Annotated in this window: 14 protein-coding genes; 8 read left to right on the top strand and 6 right to left on the bottom strand. The window is 40.3% G+C overall.

The annotated features are described in order from the left end of the window. The first annotated feature begins 8 nt into the window (after positions 1 to 8). From G399_RS0115090 to G399_RS0115105, 4 genes are all read left to right on the top strand, one after another. On the top strand, positions 9 to 1049 hold the full coding sequence (locus G399_RS0115090) for an extracellular catalytic domain type 2 short-chain-length polyhydroxyalkanoate depolymerase (RefSeq protein ID WP_006010487.1): 1041 nt from the start codon (positions 9 to 11) through the stop codon (positions 1047 to 1049). Positions 1050 to 1207: 158 nt separating this feature from the next. Continuing rightward, positions 1208 to 1987 carry a 3-hydroxybutyrate dehydrogenase gene (locus tag G399_RS0115095; protein WP_006010489.1) on the top strand — a complete coding sequence of 260 codons (780 nt, stop codon included), beginning with the start codon at positions 1208 to 1210 and terminating at the stop codon, positions 1985 to 1987. A 96-nt stretch (positions 1988 to 2083) separates the two neighbouring features. Continuing rightward, complete coding sequence (gene nadK / locus G399_RS0115100) at positions 2084 to 2959, top strand: NAD(+) kinase (protein WP_006010501.1); 876 nt, start codon at positions 2084 to 2086, stop codon at positions 2957 to 2959. Continuing rightward, positions 2959 to 4146 (top strand): anhydro-N-acetylmuramic acid kinase, encoded by a 1188-nt coding sequence (locus tag G399_RS0115105; RefSeq protein ID WP_006010502.1) that lies wholly within the window; start codon positions 2959 to 2961, stop codon positions 4144 to 4146. The genes nadK and G399_RS0115105 overlap by 1 nt, the downstream gene beginning before the upstream one ends. Before the next feature lie 140 nt (positions 4147 to 4286). On the opposite strand, the gene nei is transcribed toward G399_RS0115105, so the two are convergent. Further along, the gene (gene nei / locus G399_RS0115110; protein WP_006010504.1) at positions 4287 to 5129 is read right to left on the bottom strand and encodes an endonuclease VIII; all 843 of its coding nucleotides are present in this window, start codon (positions 5127 to 5129) and stop codon (positions 4287 to 4289) included. Between the two features lie 553 nt (positions 5130 to 5682). Then, entirely contained in the window at positions 5683 to 6873 is a 1191-nt protein-coding gene (gene purT, locus G399_RS0115115) for a formate-dependent phosphoribosylglycinamide formyltransferase (RefSeq protein ID WP_006010505.1), read from the bottom strand. A 455-nt stretch (positions 6874 to 7328) separates the two neighbouring features. Between purT and G399_RS0115120 the strand changes: the two genes are divergently transcribed. The 4 genes from G399_RS0115120 (at position 7329) to G399_RS0115135 (ending at position 13117) form a co-directional block, all read left to right on the top strand. After that, the gene (locus G399_RS0115120; RefSeq protein WP_006010506.1) at positions 7329 to 8318 is read left to right on the top strand and encodes an SDR family NAD(P)-dependent oxidoreductase; all 990 of its coding nucleotides are present in this window, start codon (positions 7329 to 7331) and stop codon (positions 8316 to 8318) included. 371 nt (positions 8319 to 8689) lie between these two features. Further along, the gene (locus G399_RS0115125; protein WP_006010508.1) at positions 8690 to 10657 is read left to right on the top strand and encodes a tetratricopeptide repeat-containing diguanylate cyclase; all 1968 of its coding nucleotides are present in this window, start codon (positions 8690 to 8692) and stop codon (positions 10655 to 10657) included. Positions 10658 to 10976: 319 nt separating this feature from the next. Then, positions 10977 to 12650, top strand: a complete 1674-nt coding sequence (gene recN, locus G399_RS0115130) for a DNA repair protein RecN (RefSeq protein WP_006010510.1) — start codon at positions 10977 to 10979, stop codon at positions 12648 to 12650. Positions 12651 to 12760: 110 nt separating this feature from the next. Next, on the top strand, positions 12761 to 13117 hold the full coding sequence (locus G399_RS0115135; protein ID WP_006010512.1) for an outer membrane protein assembly factor BamE: 357 nt from the start codon (positions 12761 to 12763) through the stop codon (positions 13115 to 13117). A 292-nt stretch (positions 13118 to 13409) separates the two neighbouring features. On the opposite strand, the gene G399_RS22610 is transcribed toward G399_RS0115135, so the two are convergent. The 4 genes from G399_RS22610 to G399_RS0115150 all read right to left on the bottom strand — a co-directional run bounded on the left by G399_RS22610 (position 13410) and on the right by G399_RS0115150 (position 19091). Continuing rightward, complete coding sequence (locus G399_RS22610; RefSeq protein WP_226988941.1) at positions 13410 to 13562, bottom strand: hypothetical protein; 153 nt, start codon at positions 13560 to 13562, stop codon at positions 13410 to 13412. Between the two features lie 102 nt (positions 13563 to 13664). Beyond that, positions 13665 to 14198 (bottom strand): hypothetical protein, encoded by a 534-nt coding sequence (locus G399_RS22615; RefSeq protein WP_226988942.1) that lies wholly within the window; start codon positions 14196 to 14198, stop codon positions 13665 to 13667. Positions 14199 to 14613: 415 nt separating this feature from the next. Next, positions 14614 to 17919, bottom strand: a complete 3306-nt coding sequence (locus tag G399_RS0115145; RefSeq protein WP_006010515.1) for a FimV/HubP family polar landmark protein — start codon at positions 17917 to 17919, stop codon at positions 14614 to 14616. 155 nt (positions 17920 to 18074) lie between these two features. Then, entirely contained in the window at positions 18075 to 19091 is a 1017-nt protein-coding gene (locus G399_RS0115150; RefSeq protein WP_006010517.1) for an aspartate-semialdehyde dehydrogenase, read from the bottom strand. Positions 19092 to 19132: the final 41 nt, after the last annotated feature.

Below are 19132 nucleotides of genomic sequence, written 5' to 3' on the forward strand. Positions count from 1 at the left end.
AGGGTTACATGAGAAAGTTAATATTAAAACAGGCCAGCATTGTATCAATAACATCTATGATGCTTGCCGCTTGCGGTAGCCCTAGTAATGGTGCAAAACCCAGTGTTCAAAAAGATGTTCCTGTCATTAGTGTTTCTGGTTTATCTTCCGGGGCGTATATGGCAATGCAATTTCACTTATCATTTTCCGAACAAGTCATTGGCTCAGGGCTCATTGCAGGAGGCCCTTATTTTTGTGCCCAAGGAAGCATATCTACGGCACTGCAAAACTGCGTAGCAAATCCAGATGCCACAATAGACTTAACCGCGCTCGCTGCAACTATTGATGATTATCAAGCAAGTGGTCAACTAGCTGCTTCAAAATATAACCAAGACGATAAGGTTTGGTTGCTGCACGGCACTCTGGACACTCGAATTAATCGCGTGGTTGCAGACCAATTAGCCGCTCAAATCAACACGCTGTTTGTGCCTAAAAATGTCAAATATCTTAGCCAGCAAGCATTTGCTCATGTAATGCCAACACTAGATAGTGGTAAGCCTTGCATTGAGTCTGTATCGCCTTTCATTGGCAATTGTAATTACGACGCCGCTGGCGAATTGCTTAAATACATAACACAACTTACAGAGCCTAAATCGACTAAAAGTAATGACCAATTAAGCCAGCAACTACTCACATTCGAACAACGCGAATACGCAGGCGAATATGCTGAGACGCTTGGCGAAAATGCTTACCTTTTCGTTCCCCAAAGTTGCAAAGACAAGAGGAATTGCGATATTCATATCAGCTTTCATGGTTGCAACCAAAATGCCGAAGCCATTGGCAATGAATATGCTAAAAATGCGGGGTTTAATGCATGGGCGGACACAAATAATTTAATTGTACTTTATCCACAAACTAAGAAGTCTGCTTTTATGCCTTTAAACCCCCAAGCTTGCTGGGATTGGTGGGGTTATACAGGCGTAAACTACGCCAACAAAGACGGAAAACAAATCAAGGCTGTCATGTCCTTAGTGGATAATATTCCTAATATTATTTCGAATACAAAATAACGTATTATTTTAATATTCATAATAAGTACATTTAATACACAATTTAAAAACATGGGATCACCTTGGTAACATCAGTTTGTAACAATAAATTGCAACTGAAATTGCACTAAAAAAGGATAATCTCGTTTGAAAACACAACTGCAAAATAAGGAAAAAATATGACTGCTGAAGCTAAGTCTTTGAATGTATTTGTAACCGGCGGTGCAAGTGGTATCGGCTATGGTATCGCTAAATATTTGGCACACCTAGGTCATCATGTCATCATTGCTGACATTGATGAAGACGCAGCTGATAATGCAGCAAAAACCCTCAATAACTTAGGTTTGTCCGCGCAATCGATACAAATAAATGTATGTGATGCGCAGCAAGTTGCCGCTTTACCTGCATCGCTAAGTAGCACGCCTGTAGATATTTTGATCAACAATGCGGGCATTCAACATGTCAGTAAACTAGAGGATTTCCCTGCTGAAAAATGGCAAATGCTTATTAACGTTATGCTCGTGGGGCCTGCATTGCTGACACAGGCATTTCTACCACACATGCGAGTTCAAAACTTTGGTCGAATTATAAACGTAGGTTCTATTCATTCAGTCGTCGCCTCACCGTTTAAATCAGCCTACGTAGCAGCTAAGCATGGCCTGCTTGGATTCGCAAAAACCATAGCGCTGGAGACCGGAGATGTTGATGTGACCATTAACACTCTGTGCCCTGCTTACGTGAAAACGCCGTTGGTTGAAAAACAAATTACAGCTCAAGCTATCGAAAACAACATGTCTGAAGAAGATGTTATTAATAAAATAATGTTAGAACCTATGCCTAAAAAAGCCTTTATAGAAATTGAAGAATTAGCACAAACTGCACACTTTTTAATTGGCAGCGCAGCAAAGAATATTACAGGACAAGCGCTAATATTAGATGGCGGTTGGACAGCCAGGTAAGCGAGTTAGGCAAGTTTGTAAATTTAGGCTTGCAAGTCACTGCCAATTAAGTAAAAGTTACCGCACACAAGCATAATAATTACCAGAGAACAATTAATGAGTTATTCAACCGTTGGCTTAATTGGTAAAGCAGACCATGAAGGCAGCCGGGTAAGTCTCAATGTACTTGTTGGCGAACTAAAACAAAGAAACTGTACTATTTTGGTAGAGGCAAGCATAAAAGAAGAACTCGACGATCGTTCTTTGGAAATCTGTACGCTTAATACTATCGGTGAACGTGCCGAACTGGCTATTGTAGTTGGTGGTGACGGCTATATGCTCGGTGCCGCTCGAGTATTAGCCAAATTTGACACTGATGTTGTTGGTGTAAACCGTGGAAATTTAGGTTTCCTTACGGACATTAATCCAGAAGATATTAGCCGCCAAATTGCGCATATTTTCGACGGCAATGTGTATAGAGAAGCTCGCTTTCTATTAGAAGCGAGTGTATTTAGAAATGATGAGCATCAAGATACAAATTCAGCAGTAAACGAAATAGTGCTGCATCATGGCAAAGTGGCTCACATGATGGAGTTTGAGCTTTATGTTGACGACCAGTTTGTGTTTAGCCAACGCTCAGACGGCATGATTATAGCCACGCCAACAGGGTCAACTGCGTATTCATTATCCGGTGGCGGTCCTATTCTAATGCCTCAGTTAGATGCGCTTACCCTTGTTTCTATGTTTCCACACACCCTGAGTAGTCGACCTATCGTTGTCGATGCTAATAGCGAAATAACCTTAAAAGTATCGAATGTTAATACGGATAACCTGCAAGTAAGTTGTGATAGCCACAGCGTTATTTCATTGATGCCGGGAGACGAAGTACGTATTCGAAAAAACCCAGATAAACTCCATTTAGTGCATCCACCTGACTATAATTATTTTAATGTACTGCGCACCAAACTTAATTGGGGCAGTAAACTCTACTAATGTTGCAACATATTGAAAAGCTTAAAAACATAGCGACTGCGCCTGAGCGTCTAATTATTGGTTTGATGAGCGGCACATCGCTGGATGGCCTCGATATTGCTCTGTGCAGAATAACCGGGAACGGAAAGTCGGCGGTATTGCGGTGTGAAGAATTCACCACCATTGGTTATAGCAAAGAGTTGAAAAGCGCAATCCAGCAGGTATTTGCTAAACAAAGTGTGTCCTTAGATTCACTTTGCTTGTTGAACGCTCAAATTGGTCATTTGCATGGTGAAATGATTAACCAAGCCTTACTTAACTGGCAAATACGCAATGACAGCGTCGACTTGATCGCCAGTCACGGTCAAACTATCTACCATCGACCATCATCCTTGCATCAAATCAAAAGCCAGCCTAATAGCACCTTACAGATTGGCGATGGCGACCATATTGCGGCTAGTACCGGGATAATAACAGTCAGTGACTTTCGCCAAAAGCACATAGCACATGGCGGCGAAGGGGCGCCTCTTGCAATATACGGCGACTATTTATTGTTAAGTAGCGAGCAAGAACATCGCACACTGCTAAATATAGGCGGTATTGCAAATATCACTTACCTGCCCTCAAACGCATCCTTTGATAATGTTATCTGTTCAGATGTTGGTCCTGGTAATACCCTAATGGATGCCCTTGCGAGAGCATACGGCGACTACGATTTCGATAAAGACGCAGCTATTGCTAAGCAAGGGAGCGTAAATGAGTCATTGCTAACGCAGCTATTGCAGCATCCTTTTATTAAGTTACCCTTACCTAAAACCACTGGCCCAGAAACGTTTAATCTGGATTGGTTTACATCCCAGCTAAAAGCTGTGCATTTGGAAGACATCAGTGTGCCCAGTCAAATGGCTACATTGAACGCATTTACCGCCCATTCTATTGTCAATACCATTAAACAGTTACCGGAATTCTCAACTGTTTATATCAGCGGCGGTGGCATACATAATCCACTTTTATTAGAGAATATTTCTGAGTTACTTGCTAGGCCTGTATTTTCAACCAACAAATTAGGTGTTGATGCAGATGCAAAAGAAGCAATCTTGTTTGCCGTCATTGCAAACGAATGTGTCGCTGGCAATGAACGTGCCTTTTTAAGTAACAAGCGCAATCAACCCAATGTAAGTATGGGTAAAGTCTCTTTCCCTTCCTAAACTGAAGTAAGCACGTCAACGTGTCCTACGCCAATACATAATCCAATAAAACCATCTGATATTACTACAGCGCTCAACAACTGGCGATAATTTCCTGTTTTAAAACTCACAATTACACGGTCTTGGAGTAGAATTCAGGTTCAAACTTTAATACCACGTGACACTGTGAGCTGACAACTCTCACACCAATATATTCGCCTACCATTGCGCTTCGCCTTTACAATAGGCTGAACGCAATTACGACAAGGCGAACCTTCGCGGTTAAAGGCCATAAAACGGACGCTTTCATAGCTGCCTTTTGTTTTAGCCAGTTTATTGCTCAAAGTTGGCGGTAAGGTGTGCCCTTTTGTATCGTAGGCACGCTTACCAATAATTAGCGTTTGCCTAGCAAGGGTTTCGATTTGTTTTGAATCAAGTTGCTTGGGTTTAAAGTCAGGATGGACGCCAGCAGCAAACAAGATTTCAGTACGCAAGTAATTGCCAATACCCGCGATAAAGTGCTGATCCAAATACAGTGCGCTTAAACCTCTATTACAGAAACGGCTTTGCTGCAGGCGTTCAGCAACGATTTCCCAGCTTAGTTCACTGTTCAAAATATCAGGCCCAATTTTGCTCAAAAATGGATGTTGCACCAGCTCACTTTGATCATATACTGCGATATCCGACGCACTGTATAGCAAGGCACTTTTTTGCTTTGTATGCAAAGCCAAACGCAGGGAGCGATTGGTTCTGGGGAAATGACCACGCCTAGCTGTTTTCCAAACACCATAAAGCTGATTGTGAGAGTAAATTGTGAGCCCATTAGCAAAGTGTATCAGCATAGCTTTGCCACGGGTTTCAACTTTTTCAACTCTAATCCCTTCGAGTTTTTTTGAAGGCTCAAGAAGGCGAGGCAAACCTACTTCAATATCTTCGATTACTTTACCTTCGATGACCTTTGCTATTTTATCAGCGGCAAGGCGTATTTCAGGACCTTCTGGCATATTGATTCCTTTAATAATTCAAAAAGATAAGTAAACCGGCATATCGGCATTAGTAAAAAAACGTCGACCGTAAACCGCTTAATATTTAGATACGATGATGACCTTACAGCGATCAGTTCTTTTAAACACCGCTTATTTCGAACGCTAGAGTTTACATTACCATCATTGTTTAGCCTGCATATCCATTGGGTTTTCGCACATAGTCCTCGCGGTCTTTCAAAGTCGGACATATAGGTAATTCTCACTTCCCCAATTGAAGGTGTCGCATCGACTTTGTTTAATATACATTAATATTATTGAGAGACACTCGGTAAAATTATCGAGTAATGGGCTAGCGCTAACTTAGCGCAATATAACAATGCATATGATCTGTTTATTATGAAAATTTGCGCTGTTGAATACACTGTTTTACTAATCTTCAAGTGTGTAATTAGTCCCGTATTGTTTCCTATCCCAGAAACCGATGCTTAACACTTTTATTAATTTGTCTTCAATTAACAAAGCAACAGGGATTTTACCAATGTCTGTTGCTAATATCGGTTAAAGGTTAATCTTAATAAATTACTTCAATTTTACTTGATACTAATTTAGCATTTTCTATCGCTTTTTCTGTGCTTTCGCCACGCGCAATGGCCACACCTAAGCGGCGTGTGCCGTTGATATTTGGTTTCGCAAATAAACGTACCTGAGAACCGGCCACTAAACCTAATGCTTGGCTTAATTTAGCAAACTTAATATCTTGTGATACACCATTACCTAAAATGACACTTGACGCTGTTGGGCCATATTGCGTGATAGTGCCGATTGGCAAACCTAAAATAGCTCGGACATGCAGGGCAAACTCCGATAGATCTTGAGATATCAGTGTAACTAGGCCGGTGTCGTGGGGACGCGGTGAAACTTCATTAAAGTAGACTTCATTATCTTTGACAAAAAACTCCATACCAAAGAGGCCATAGCCACCGAGTTCTTTAACTACTTTTGCAGCGATTTGTTGTACCTTTTGCAGTGCCAATTCAGACATTATTTGTGGTTGCCACGATTCACGGTAATCACCATTTTCTTGACGATGGCCAATAGGAACGCAAAAATGAATGCCATCAACAGCACTGACGGTTAGTAATGTAATTTCATAATCAAAGGGCACAAAGCCTTCTACAATGACACGTCCAGCGCCGCTGCGACCGCCTTCTTGAGAATAAGTCCACGCGGACTCTAAATCAGCTTCTGACTTAATAACACTTTGGCCTTTGCCTGAACTGCTCATTACCGGTTTAATAACGCAGGGAATACCAAGCTCTTTAACGGCTCGCAGATATTCTTCTTTGCTGTCAGTAAAGACATAAGGTGATGTTTTCACCGCAAGTGTTTCGGCGACTAAGCGCCGGATACCTTCTCTATCCATAGTTAACTTTGTTGCACGCGCACTCGGTACAATATTAAAGCCCTCGGCCTCTAATTTTACTAATGACGATGTCGCAATTGCTTCAACTTCAGGAATAATAAAATCAGGCAGTTCTTTACGAATGATTTCTTCTAAGCGCTCTCCATCGAGCATATTAAGTACATACGAAGAATGAGCTACCTGCATTGCGGGTGCATTTGCGTAGCTATCTGCAGCAATCACTTCAATGCCCAGTCGTTGCAATTCAATGACAACTTCTTTACCAAGTTCGCCGGCCCCTAATAAAAGGGCTTTTGTTGCGCTATTTGATTTTGCACTACCGAAAATAGAAACATTCATAATATTGAACTCATTGTTGACATGAAAAGGGCTTATTTACGACAACATAATATCAGAAAAAGAAGCAAGGGTTGGTGAAAAAGGGCTATCTGGCCTTTGCGGTTATTGAAGACTCAGATGTCGATGGCGTGCGGATAAAGCTCAACTCCCCCTAAAACCAATTTTGGTGATGTATTTTTAGGCAACTCAGATTAAGAAGTTGTCAGCATAGACACCAAAAACTATTTATTTGGTTTTATGGGTAAGCCAACACGGTCACGATATTAGAGCTAGTAATGATGACTCTAGCTATGTTCAATAGTAAGCAGATCACTTGCTACCCCAAACAAAAATTGCGTATATTGGTATTATAATCAGACTCTAAATTACCTTGTTGCATAAGGTTTAAATAATCGATATGCTCGGATTTTGAGCACTATTTACGCTCTTATTATCCAAAAATACAAGGAATTCAAATGAATCGTACCCATCCCTTAATCGTTTTATTAATGGCTGCGATCTTCTTATTACCGGTCTCGGCAAGCGCCACGACTGAAAAGGAAGTCAAGTCTGTATTAGTTACTGGTGCAAGCACAGGAATTGGCCGTAACCTAGCTGAGACATTGGCGCGCAATGGCCATCATGTATACGCCGGCGCAAGAAAAGAAAAAGACCTGGCTGCCCTTAATGCCATCGATAATATTACAGCGGTCAGATTAGACGTTACTAAACAAGACGAGATTGATGCCGTGGTTGCCCTTATCGAAAAAAGCGGCACGGGCCTTTATGCATTGGTCAATAATGCAGGTATCGGCGGTGGTGGTATTGTTGCTCAGACACCGGTGGCAGACCAAACACTGGTTTACCAAATTAATGTAGAGGGTGTTTATCGTGTTACAAAAGCATTTGCACCGCTGATCCTCGAATCACAAGGCCGCATTAGCATGACCGGTTCAATTGCAGGCACTGCTACCAGAGCTGGACTCAGCGCTTACAGTGGAAGCAAACATTGGATTGAGGCATTTACCGACTCACTAGCACTAGAAATGGAGCCACAAGGCATTTTAGTCAGTGTCATTGCGCCCGGCAATTATCAATCATATATCCGTCGCAGTAGCGTGTTGCGTACGTTTGCAAAAGTAGAAGCAGCGGGCGGGAAAATTACCGCAGAAATGCAACAAATGTATGCCGACACAGCCGCCCGTGAACTGACCTACAAGCAGCCTGATGAGGTTTCGGCTGCCTTTATGCATGCTTTATTTGATGATAACCCGCTGCGCCGCTATGTTGTAACGCCGAATCAACAAGAGCAGGCCTTTACAATTGGCGCTAAAGTACAACAATTGGTAGAGTTAAATCAATGGGGACCCCATAGCTATACACGAGTTCAACTTGTCGAGATGCTAGAGAAAGCAATTATAGAGAAAGCAATTATAGAGAAAGCAATTATAGAGAAAGCAAAATAGAATTTATGCATAAACACAAATCACACCAAACTTTAGGGGCTAATCACCCGCGTTTGTTGTTACCACTTATTTCTAATACTTTATGCAGGTCAGCGCTAGCATCGTCCTGAGCATCAGATGTAAGGTTTATTATGACTAGTTTTATTCACAATGTGACGCATCAATCGATAATATTTGCATGCTAGTCACAATCTGACTAAATATGGCCATGTTAAATTTAAGGAGAGCAAAGAGACTAATTTAAAGCCTACCGTATTATTTAATATACTATAGTGTTGACGTTAATATGTGCCTGCAGGTAGTTCGCAGTGTAACAAGTTGTAGTCGGGTTTTATTATAAAACTTATAAATGGATTTAGGGTTAATACGATATGAAACTGGTGCTATTCACGACACTATTAATTAATTGCCTAGCCTTATCTCCATCGTTCTCAGCCCAGGATGGTTTATCACAATCTGAAACTCGCCAATTAGTCAAATCACTGAAAGATGAAACTAGTCTATCTTCCAAAAAAATAATAACTGAACTAAAGGAACTCCTTCAAAGAGAAAGTACAAAAAGCGATTTAAATTCGCCATTAATACTTGTTTTAAATGAAGCTATCCTAACCAAAATGAGGCATGTAGGGAGTCATGCCGAAATAAAAACCATATTTGAAAAGTTCGGTTCCCTAGCAAAGATTAATATAACTAACGAAAATATTAATCTTTATGCAAGTATGTTGGTGACCGGTGCTAATGCACATTTAAATTTGCAAGAATATGATGATGCGAAAAACGTAATAGTAGAATTACAGTCGTACTTATCATTGTATGAACTTACAGGCTTGAATGAAGCCCAAATATTTATGCTTGCTGGTCAACTTCATATTGTCTCAGGAGAATATAAAGTTGGATTAGCTAAATTACGACTGGGGATGGAAGTTATTCAAAGAAACCCGAGTTTCGATGAAGTAGACAAACGCAAACGACTATCTGAAGCACTTAGCTATATTGGTAATACCTACTACACTTTGGGTGATTATAAGAATGCCATTAAATATAATTACCTTGCTATAGACAAGGGAGGAGACTTTCTGTATTCCAGCCATTTAGCAGCCTATACACATAACATAGCTTCATCTCATCTGGAACTATTAGAGTGGGATCAAGCGCTTAATACAGCCACATTGGCGTCTCAAAAAGCGAAAGAAACGAACCGCTTTATGTACCTTGCATTATCGAATGAAGTCATTGCCCGTGCACAACACGGTCTTGGCAAGAGTGTTGAAGCAATCGAAATAATACATACATCAATACAGACATATAAAGAAAATGGTTACACGCAAAAAGTAATAGAAGCGTTAGCTTATGAATCTGAGTTCCATATTAGTCTAGGCCATTGGGATAAAGCACAAACGAATCTAATGGAGGCTCACTCCATTATTGAAAACTCAAAAAACCAAACTATACCGACGGTTGAATTGCTTCAGTCTAGTTTCCTGATTGCAGAGCAAGATGGCAATTTGGCTAAAGCTACTTTTTACCAAAAACAACTGAGCAAATTAGAAGAAGACGATTTTAAAGTCAAAAAAGAATTAGACGCACAGCAGTTAATGTTACATTTTGAACTTGAGTTAGCCCAAGAGAAATCATCGCGCTTGGAAAAACAGAACGAACTTAACGATATTATTTTAGAAAAAGGTCAAAATCAGCAACGGATTCTAGTGACTGTTATTTTTGCGGTAATCGTGGTTCTTTTACTACTAGCATATGTTTACATTCGCGAGCGCAATTTGAAAATAAAGATGCGTCTTTTGGCTATGACCGACCATTTGACAGGCTGTCCAAATCGCAGAAATGTAATGGAACAAGCCAAAGGTATGTTGACCAATAATGTCAGTAAGAATGGATCAATGATTATTGCGATATTGGACGTGGATAACTTTAAATCAATTAACGACACATATGGTCATGATGTGGGTGATAAAGTCCTTCAAAATCTGACATCAATTATTATTGGTGCATTGCGAGAAACAGATGTTATTGGTCGATATGGCGGCGAAGAGTTTATAATACTGCTGCCTAGTGCAGGAGAAAAAGAAATAACAATGATATTTGATCGGGTGCAGACGGCACTAAAAAATCACAACTGCGAGTATCATGGTGAAAGTGTAGCATTACCAATCGCAGTCAGCATTGGCGCCGCTGTAGTTAATAAAGTAACGGAAAAAATTGACCATAAGGGTCAAGATTTATTACTCGACACCATTATTAAGCAAGCCGATGAGAAAGCTTATGAAGCAAAAAAAGGAGGTAAAGATCAATTAAGGTTGTATATAGCATCTGAGCAACATTAATCTACTATTAACTCATAGATTGCCTGCATTTCCATTTGGACTGATATTGAAAATACGACAAGCCCGTGGTCAAAAAACGTTCGGCAAGAAATTCCTTGACAGTTTATTTTTCAAAAATATACGTTAAATATTAATATATTGCTAATCCCAAAACTGTGAAAATGAATAGGCACCTTTGATTCTATTCACAAACTTTATTCGATTCACAAACTTTATTCTCCATTCACAAACTTAATTGAGCACCTACAATAAACTGATCTTTACACTGCTTAAAACACTGTATATATTACCAGTGTTTATTCTTTTAGGTAGATTTAAAATGCTTGCTCATATTTCAGTTAAAAACTTCGCTGTTGTGAAACAAATTGGGATCGATGTCGCGCACGGTTTGACCGTCATTACTGGCGAAACCGGTGCGGGTAAATCAATTGCAATAGATGCGTTAAGCCTCTGTCTTGGCGACCGCGCGGATGCAGCATCTGTAAGAAAAGGATCTGAAAAAGCAGAAGTTGTCGTGCATTTTGATATTAAGAAAGTGCCATTAGCGAAAGCTTGGCTAGAAGAAAATGAATTACTTCAAGAAGACAATCCTAACGAATGTTTTATTCGGCGACTAGTGAGTAATGAAGGTCGTTCAAAAGCGTTTATAAACGGAGTGGCCGTTTCTTTAAATCAACTCAAATCACTTGGGCAGTATTTAGTCAGTATTCATGGACAAAATGCGCATTACCAGTTGTTAAAACCGGATAATCAACGCAAGCTACTAGACAGCTTCGCAGGGCACAAACCGCTTTTAACTGATGTCAGTGTGGCTTACGATAGCTTAAAACAAAAACAACAATTGTTAAAACAATTGGTCTCCGCGCAGAAGCAACGAACCGATCGTAAAAATTTACTTGAATATCAAGTTCAAGAATTAGACGAGTATAGCATTGGCGAAGAAGAGTTTTCGCAACTAGAACTGGAGCATAAGCGCCTCAGCAACAGTCAGACCTTGTTAGAGCAAGCCCAAATCAGTTTCTATCAATTATATGAAAGTGAGGACTTCAACGCGCTTTCAGCGATACAAAGCAGCGTTGATAATTTATCTGAGTTGCAAGAGCATGATCCAACACTTGGTCCCATTGTAGAAATGCTCAGCGAAGCGGCGATTCAAATTGAAGAAGCATCGCAGGAAATTCGCCAATATTGTGATCAGTTAGAAATAGATCCAATGAAATTACAACAGGTTGAACAGCGCTATTCTGAAGCAATGGACCTATCCAGGAAGCATCATGTTAAACCGGAAGACTTATACAATACACACATGCAACTCGCTAAAGAGTATGCTGAACTGCTGAAAGACGAAAATAACTTGTCTGCATTAAGCAAAGAGTGCGAGGCACAGCGTCAAGAATATGAAGCGGCAGCTCGTAAGTTACATGAGTCCAGAACAGAGAGCGCAAAGGCCCTTGCAAGTAAGATTGAATCGCATGTGAAAGACATGAACATGCAGCATGCGAAAATATTTATTGATGTTGATTATGACGAAACAGCAACACCTAGTCCCAACGGCAAGGATGACGTGCTAGTTAAGGTAACCACAAACCCCGGCCAACCGGCTGATGCATTAGACAAAGTGGTATCTGGTGGTGAGCTTTCACGAATTGGTTTGGCAATCCAAGTTATTACATCAAGCGGCAATCAGGTTCCTACAATGATATTTGATGAGGTTGATACTGGTATCAGTGGACCAACCGCATCGATTGTCGGGCGTTTATTGCGAAAACTCGGAGAAGCATCTCAGGTTGTTTGCGTAACACATTTACCTCAGGTTGCTGCGCATGGTCATAATCAATTATTTGTTACTAAGTTAACCGACGGTGATACTACCGAAACAAAAATGTTGAGGTTAACTGAGCATGACCGTGTAAATGAGATCGCACGACTACTCGCTGGTGATAAATTAACCGATACAGCAATTGCAAACGCTAAAGATCTTTTAAAATTGTAAATAAGAACTAATTAAAAGTTGAATGGTCTGATATTAATGGGTAGCATCTGTGCCTATGAATTTGGGCAGCTGCCTTACAATATAAAAGTACTACTAATTCGGATTATTAAATGAAGTTAACACAACTACTGATTGTCATTGCAATGATATTCACTACCTCTGCTTGTAAAAACTGGATATATCGGATCGATATCCCTCAGGGTAATTATCTTGATGATAGAGACGTAAAAAAGCTCAGGATCAGTATGACAAAAGAACAAGTAATATATGTATTGGGACGCCCTGTTGTTGAAGACTCCTTCGATAAAAACACTTGGTATTATGTATATGAAATGAAGCGTGGCATGAGCTCGCGTGGAGAAGACTTCAAAAAAGACCTTATCATTGATTTTATAGACGGGAAACTAGTGAAGGTTGAAGGTGATTTTGAGTTATCTGAAGAATTCGACGTACCTCTCGATGCCTAAGTAATTGTGAACTACCCACCGACAGCTAATCGCTGATCAATGGGCTTCAACAATGTATTACGCTGATTCTTTTTTTCTCAGTTCCTGCACTTAACTTTGATACTCATTCAAAGACTTTCGTTTTAATCAGTGCTTTCTTCTGAGCTATGGGGATTACCCTTGCGTCTATTCCAGCCGTAATTAATTCCTTCTCGCTTGCACTGGCAACGGATATGGCTGCAGATACATCACGACACTGTTTTATTCCACAAGACTCACGATTGAATGTACGTGTGGCCAATCCAGACTTGTGTCAGTGATTACACGCATAGCAAATTCCTGACGACTTAGCAAAACGATTGATTTCATGGTGAAGCTTACCCGCAAGTTGCGCTTTGTAGCGCACCAATCCAGAGATAGTACCTATGATTTTATCATTCACCATATTGCCGTTAAATTGCTGCATACCTTTCACGTTTAAATCTTCGAATACTCCGATATTGCTGTCATTGGTTATCTGACTAGAGACTTCGTGAGCAAACGCTAAGCGTTGCCGAGAGATTTTTCCCTATAGAGCATTAATGCGTTGCTTTGTCTTGTGCCAGCGTCCTGAGCCTTTTATTCTTCGCGCTAACTGCGCTTGTAATTGACCCATCTTACTTTTACTTTGTTTAAAAAACTTGGGGTTAATTACGTAATGTCCTTTTGAACTCACGACAGTATTTTGACTGTTAATGTCATAAGCCGTTATAGATTGAAGCTGTTGCTTTTCAGACTCGCATTCGACTTCTTGAGTCAGTGATACTTGCCACTTGCCGTGGCGTAATTGAACCGTGGCCGTTTTAATTTTACTGACTAACTCATGGTGCAGTACACTATCTACTTTGCCTATTTTAGATAAACTTATAGTGCCTTTCTCAACGCGAATACAATTAGAATTATTCACACAACGAAAGCTGTTATTGTGCTGTTTTTTTATTTTGTAGCTGGCTTTATGTTTAGGGAATTTCTGTAACCGACCTTTACTACAAGCGTTATTTAACGCCGTATCCAAATCTCGCAAAACTTGCTGTGCGGCTGCTGAATCAAACGCCTTAACCAAGCAGGCTCTTCGAATTGCTTTAATTCGACCAGCAAAGAAGCCATGTCATTGTAAAAAAAAATGTTTTATCGTACTCATAGCGACGCATACTTTCGGACAAAAACAAATTCCATACGCCACGGGCGTGTGCACCAAACTCTACTAATTTATTGGCGACAGTCCAGTACACAAAAACGGCAATCGTTAGCACAGTTATCACTGACGACAAGCTAACCGGAATGGTTGTCATAACATTTCTGGTGGAAATCAAAAGAGGGAGCCATTACGCTAAAACCGCAATAAACATCAAACTCATCAGAAACAAATTTTTCTTAAATACTACAGTCGACTTTGCTAAAAAAGATATCTAATTTTAAAACAGGACATTGAGTGATGGAGCTAGTTGATACTCAAATAGCCACTTAGTTAATCCCTTTTAATCCCTCAAATGTTGTAATAGTGCTTGAGCCTCTTCCTTTTGCTCATCGTTGCCTTTTTGCAAGACTTCTTCTAAGGCTTCTTTAGCAGCTTCATTATCTTCCATATCGATATAAACTCGAGCTAAGTCTAGATTACTCGATTGATCCGCATCTAAATCAACATCAATTTCGGGTTCATCATTTAAAAATTTGTCCAGTGACATATCTAGATCAAGCGCTAACTCGTCATCTGTTGCTGGCGTTAAGTGTTCACTTTCTTGTAACAGGCTGTCTACATCAATAAAGTCCTTGGAATCCTCAACAGCAGAACTATCGAATAAGGCCGTCAAATCTAGGTCAGGATTATCTAGTGTTTCAGCCTTTAGCTTGTCAGTGCCGGGGTCAATAGGAGCTTCATTGGGATCTTCATCAACAAGCTTATCTATTTCTGCAGCAGTTTGTTCATCAGAAAGATTACCCATCTCGGCGAGTAATGAGTCAAAATCAGAATCTTCAATCTCCCGCAAAACGTCATCTTCTGAATCCGCCTCATTGAACTTATCTAATGCTTGCGCAAGCTCGTCATCACCATCGCCATCACCATCACCATCTTCAAGCCAATCATCTAGTCCCGGCAAATCTAATAAACCGTCATCTGATCCAGCAGACGCAATGCCCTTTTCAGACTCAAATGAAGTTTCTGCATTAGCAAAACTAGGTATATCGTCAAGGTCAAGGCCATTTTCAGACTCTGATTCATCTGATTCATCTGATTCATCTGATTCGATTAAGGATAAATCAGGTATATCTAAGTTAGGTATATCTATATCAGATAAATTGTCTAATTCAATCTCATCTAATTCAATCTCATCTGGGACATCATATGAGTCTAGTTCCGTCAGCATATCAGGCGAAAAATCATCTAGTTCTTGATGCTTATCCTCCGTACCTTCGACCTTAGTAATAAGGTCTTCAAGTGCACTCTCAGAATCAAGATGGTGATGGGATTGAGCTTCTTGCTCTGATTTTAGCTCATCAAGCTTGAAACTGTCGTCCGCGTCTAAATCAAGATCACTGTCTTCGAGTTGGTTATTAATCAAGTCATTTAAACTGTCATCTAACACCGAATCAATATCGATATCTTCTGGGTCTTCGTTTTCATCGTCGGTCAATTTAAGATTTGTCGAGTCGCTACTTAACAGACTATTTTCATCTAATAAGGCATCGTCGAGGTCATCCGTTAATTCTTCATGTTGCTCAAAATCAATCGTGCCTGTTTGCAACTCATTTAGACTATCTTCTAACACTGAAGCTGGATCTATATCTACGTCATCGATTTCATCTGCAAGAGGCTGAGTTAATAAGTGTTCAATCTCTGCGTCTATATCGTCGTCAGATAGCTCAGCCCCTAAGTCTGTAAGGAGTTCGTCACTTAGAGGATCATCAAGATCTTGGTTACCCAAGACCTCAACCAAATCTTCGTCTTCTTGATTAGCAATCGCGTCCGCTATATCGTCTTCAAGCCCTTTAGTAAGCTCGTCTAATGGCCTTATGGCTTTTTGTGTATCAGAGCTTACCGCAGCGCCTGAGATATTCAACTCGAGGTCATCATCGTCTATATCAGATCCGTCATCCACAAAATCATTGTTCGCTAACTCTTCATCAAAATTTTCGGTTAAAGTATTGAGTTCAATATTTTTTTCTGCAATTTCCGCTTCAATTTGCTCGATAACTTTTTCGTCTATCTCACCCGAACGCCCTAATGAGAGACCATTGGGCACTTCGCCTTCTAGCGCAGACTGTTCTAATAAGTCATCAATATCTATTTCCGACTGCTCATCATCATCATCATCTTGTATCGGCAGCAAATCGGCTTCTGCTAAATTCTCAGCAAATGACGTACCGTCGTCAGATAAATCATCGCCTTCACGTAACTGTTTACTCGCATCGGCCTCAACTTGGCTAATATCAACACTCTGTTCTGCAAGTATGCTGTCAATGTCAACTTCGTTAGGCTCATCGTCTAAGCCATCAAAAGCGGCTGCTTCATCAATGCTGCTATCGTCGCCATCTAGGTCAATGTCATCATCATCTAAATCGATGCCTTCGAACTCCGAGTTGAGCATCTCATCATCTAGGCTTATGTCCTCACTGTCGAGGTCTGCAAGTGCATCGCTAAGGTCGTCTTGTGACTTTTTAGCTTTTTGATTAGGCACCAACATTTCATCATCAATTTCACCAAAATCATTCGAATCTAGTGCAACTTCATCAATAGATTCTTCTAACTCATCAGATAAGATATCGTCTAATAAGTCATCATCAGAAATGTCATCACTATCTAATATCGCCAATAAATCATCGGCATCTTTTGATACAGGATCATCTAATGAGATCTTCTCCGCGTCATTTTCAGCAGTGTCGACATTTTCATTTTTTGGCTTACGCAGAAGTAATAATGCAACTAATACAAAGACAAGAAAAAAGGCCACTGTAGTGGCAATAATAATAAAAATGGGTTTTCTTATCAGCGCACCAAATGAATCGTCTTGTTCCGCTTTATCTTGCCTTTTTGCTAACGCTACAAATTCACGTAATTCTTGTATTTGTGCCGCTTGGTCATCTAGTTTTGCTTGAAAATCTTCGGATAGTTCAGTTTTAAGCGCAATGAATTCTTCATCTTTTTTAGCTAACTCTGCAAGCACCAGTTTGTTTTCATCTATAATGCTTTGGGTGGTTTGTATTGATTGATCAAGCTGTTGTTTAAAATCACTAACGATACTTGCTTGTTGACGCTTAAGTGAATTTATTTGCTGTTGAAACTGTTTTTCTGCGGCATCTAACTCTTTTTTATTAACTAGAGGTACGTCAGGCTTTAAGTTGGTTGGTTCAGGCTGAGCGCCAGACGTGTTATCTGAATTTTGTCCTTGGCGACCTGTAGATTGCGTAAATGCAAGGTCATCTTGCTGTGCTTTTACTCTTGCTCGTTGTGGATCGATTCTAGCAATATAACGGTCGGTTGGAAGTTGCAACGTTGTGCCATTGACCATCGTATTAAAGTTACGATTTACGAATCCCCGAGGATTTAGTTCATAGATGGCTAGCATCACCTGATAAACAGTGAACTGCTGATTCTTTCGATATTGACTGGATATAGCCCATAACGTATCTGAGCGGTCTATCGGACCATAAACAACCCCTGAATAAACATCAGCGGCGTCACGAGGACCTTGAATTTGCGTTCCTTGTGCTACTGCATTTGATGCTACTGTAAAACATAGAACAGCAACAAGCATTGCACGAATGAGTAATAAAGACCACTTCATAGTAATTGTTTCAACTCTCCAAATTAAGGCTGGTATACCAAATGCGTCCAGTTAATAAATACTACCCAGTAACTGACAAAGACAATTATTGTGCCGATAACACGATTGAATATTGATGCAACAACAATAGCTTATCGGCATCTAATCACTTAAATTTACAGATAATCCCTTATTAATGTCTCTGCTATCTGCACACTGTTAGTCGCAGCACCTTTTCTAATATTGTCAGAGACAACCCAAAGGTTAATTCCATGTGAATGGGAAATATCATTTCTAACACGACCTACATGCACGGAATCGTTGCCACTTGCTGATGAAACTTGGGTAGGGAAATCTTCAGGCTTGTCATACAAAGTGATACCCGGCGCGTTGCGCAGCAAGTCTTTCACTGCTTCAGCATCAATTTGTTGACGAGTTTCAATATGAATAGCTTCACCGTGGCCATAAAATACAGGGACTCGCACAGCCGTAGCATTGACTAAAATACTGTCATCACCCATGATTTTTTGAGTTTCCCACACCATTTTCATTTCTTCTTTGGTGTAGCCATTGTCTAAAAAGACATCAATTTGGGGGATAACATTAAACGCGATTTGACGAGAAAAATCATCTCCCGTAATGGCTTTTGCATTTAACAACTCTGCAGTTTGTTTCGCCAACGCTTCCATTGCACTTTTTCCTGCACCGGAAACAGATTGATAAGTACACACATTAATGCGCTCTATCCCAACTGCATCATGGATCGGTTTTAACGCAACCATCATTTGAATAGTTGAACAATTAGGGTTCGCAATAATATTTCGATTTCTAAAGTCAGCTAAAGCATGCGGGTTCACCTCTGGCACTACCAGTGGAATGTCGGCTTCGTAACGAAACTGAGACGTATTGTCGATAACAACACAACCTGCTTCAGCGGCAATAGGGGCGTATTTTGCAGAAACATTGCCGCCAGCAGAAAAGAACCCGAACTGTACTTTTGACCAATCAAATTCATCGGCATTCAAAACCGTTATTTTTTCGCCTTTAAATTTAATACTACCACCTGCTGAACGTTCGCTAGCAAGTGGATATAGTTTGTTGATTGGAAAATTTCGTTCTTCCAATAGCTCTATCATTATTTGGCCAACTAAGCCTGTGGCACCTAAAACAGCAACGTCGAACGCTTGCGACATGAGTAAATATCTCCAAAATAAAATTATGACTAGGTTAAACG

The organism is Brumicola pallidula DSM 14239 = ACAM 615, from assembly GCF_000428905.1.
GTDB classification, from domain to species: domain Bacteria; phylum Pseudomonadota; class Gammaproteobacteria; order Enterobacterales; family Alteromonadaceae; genus Glaciecola; species Glaciecola pallidula.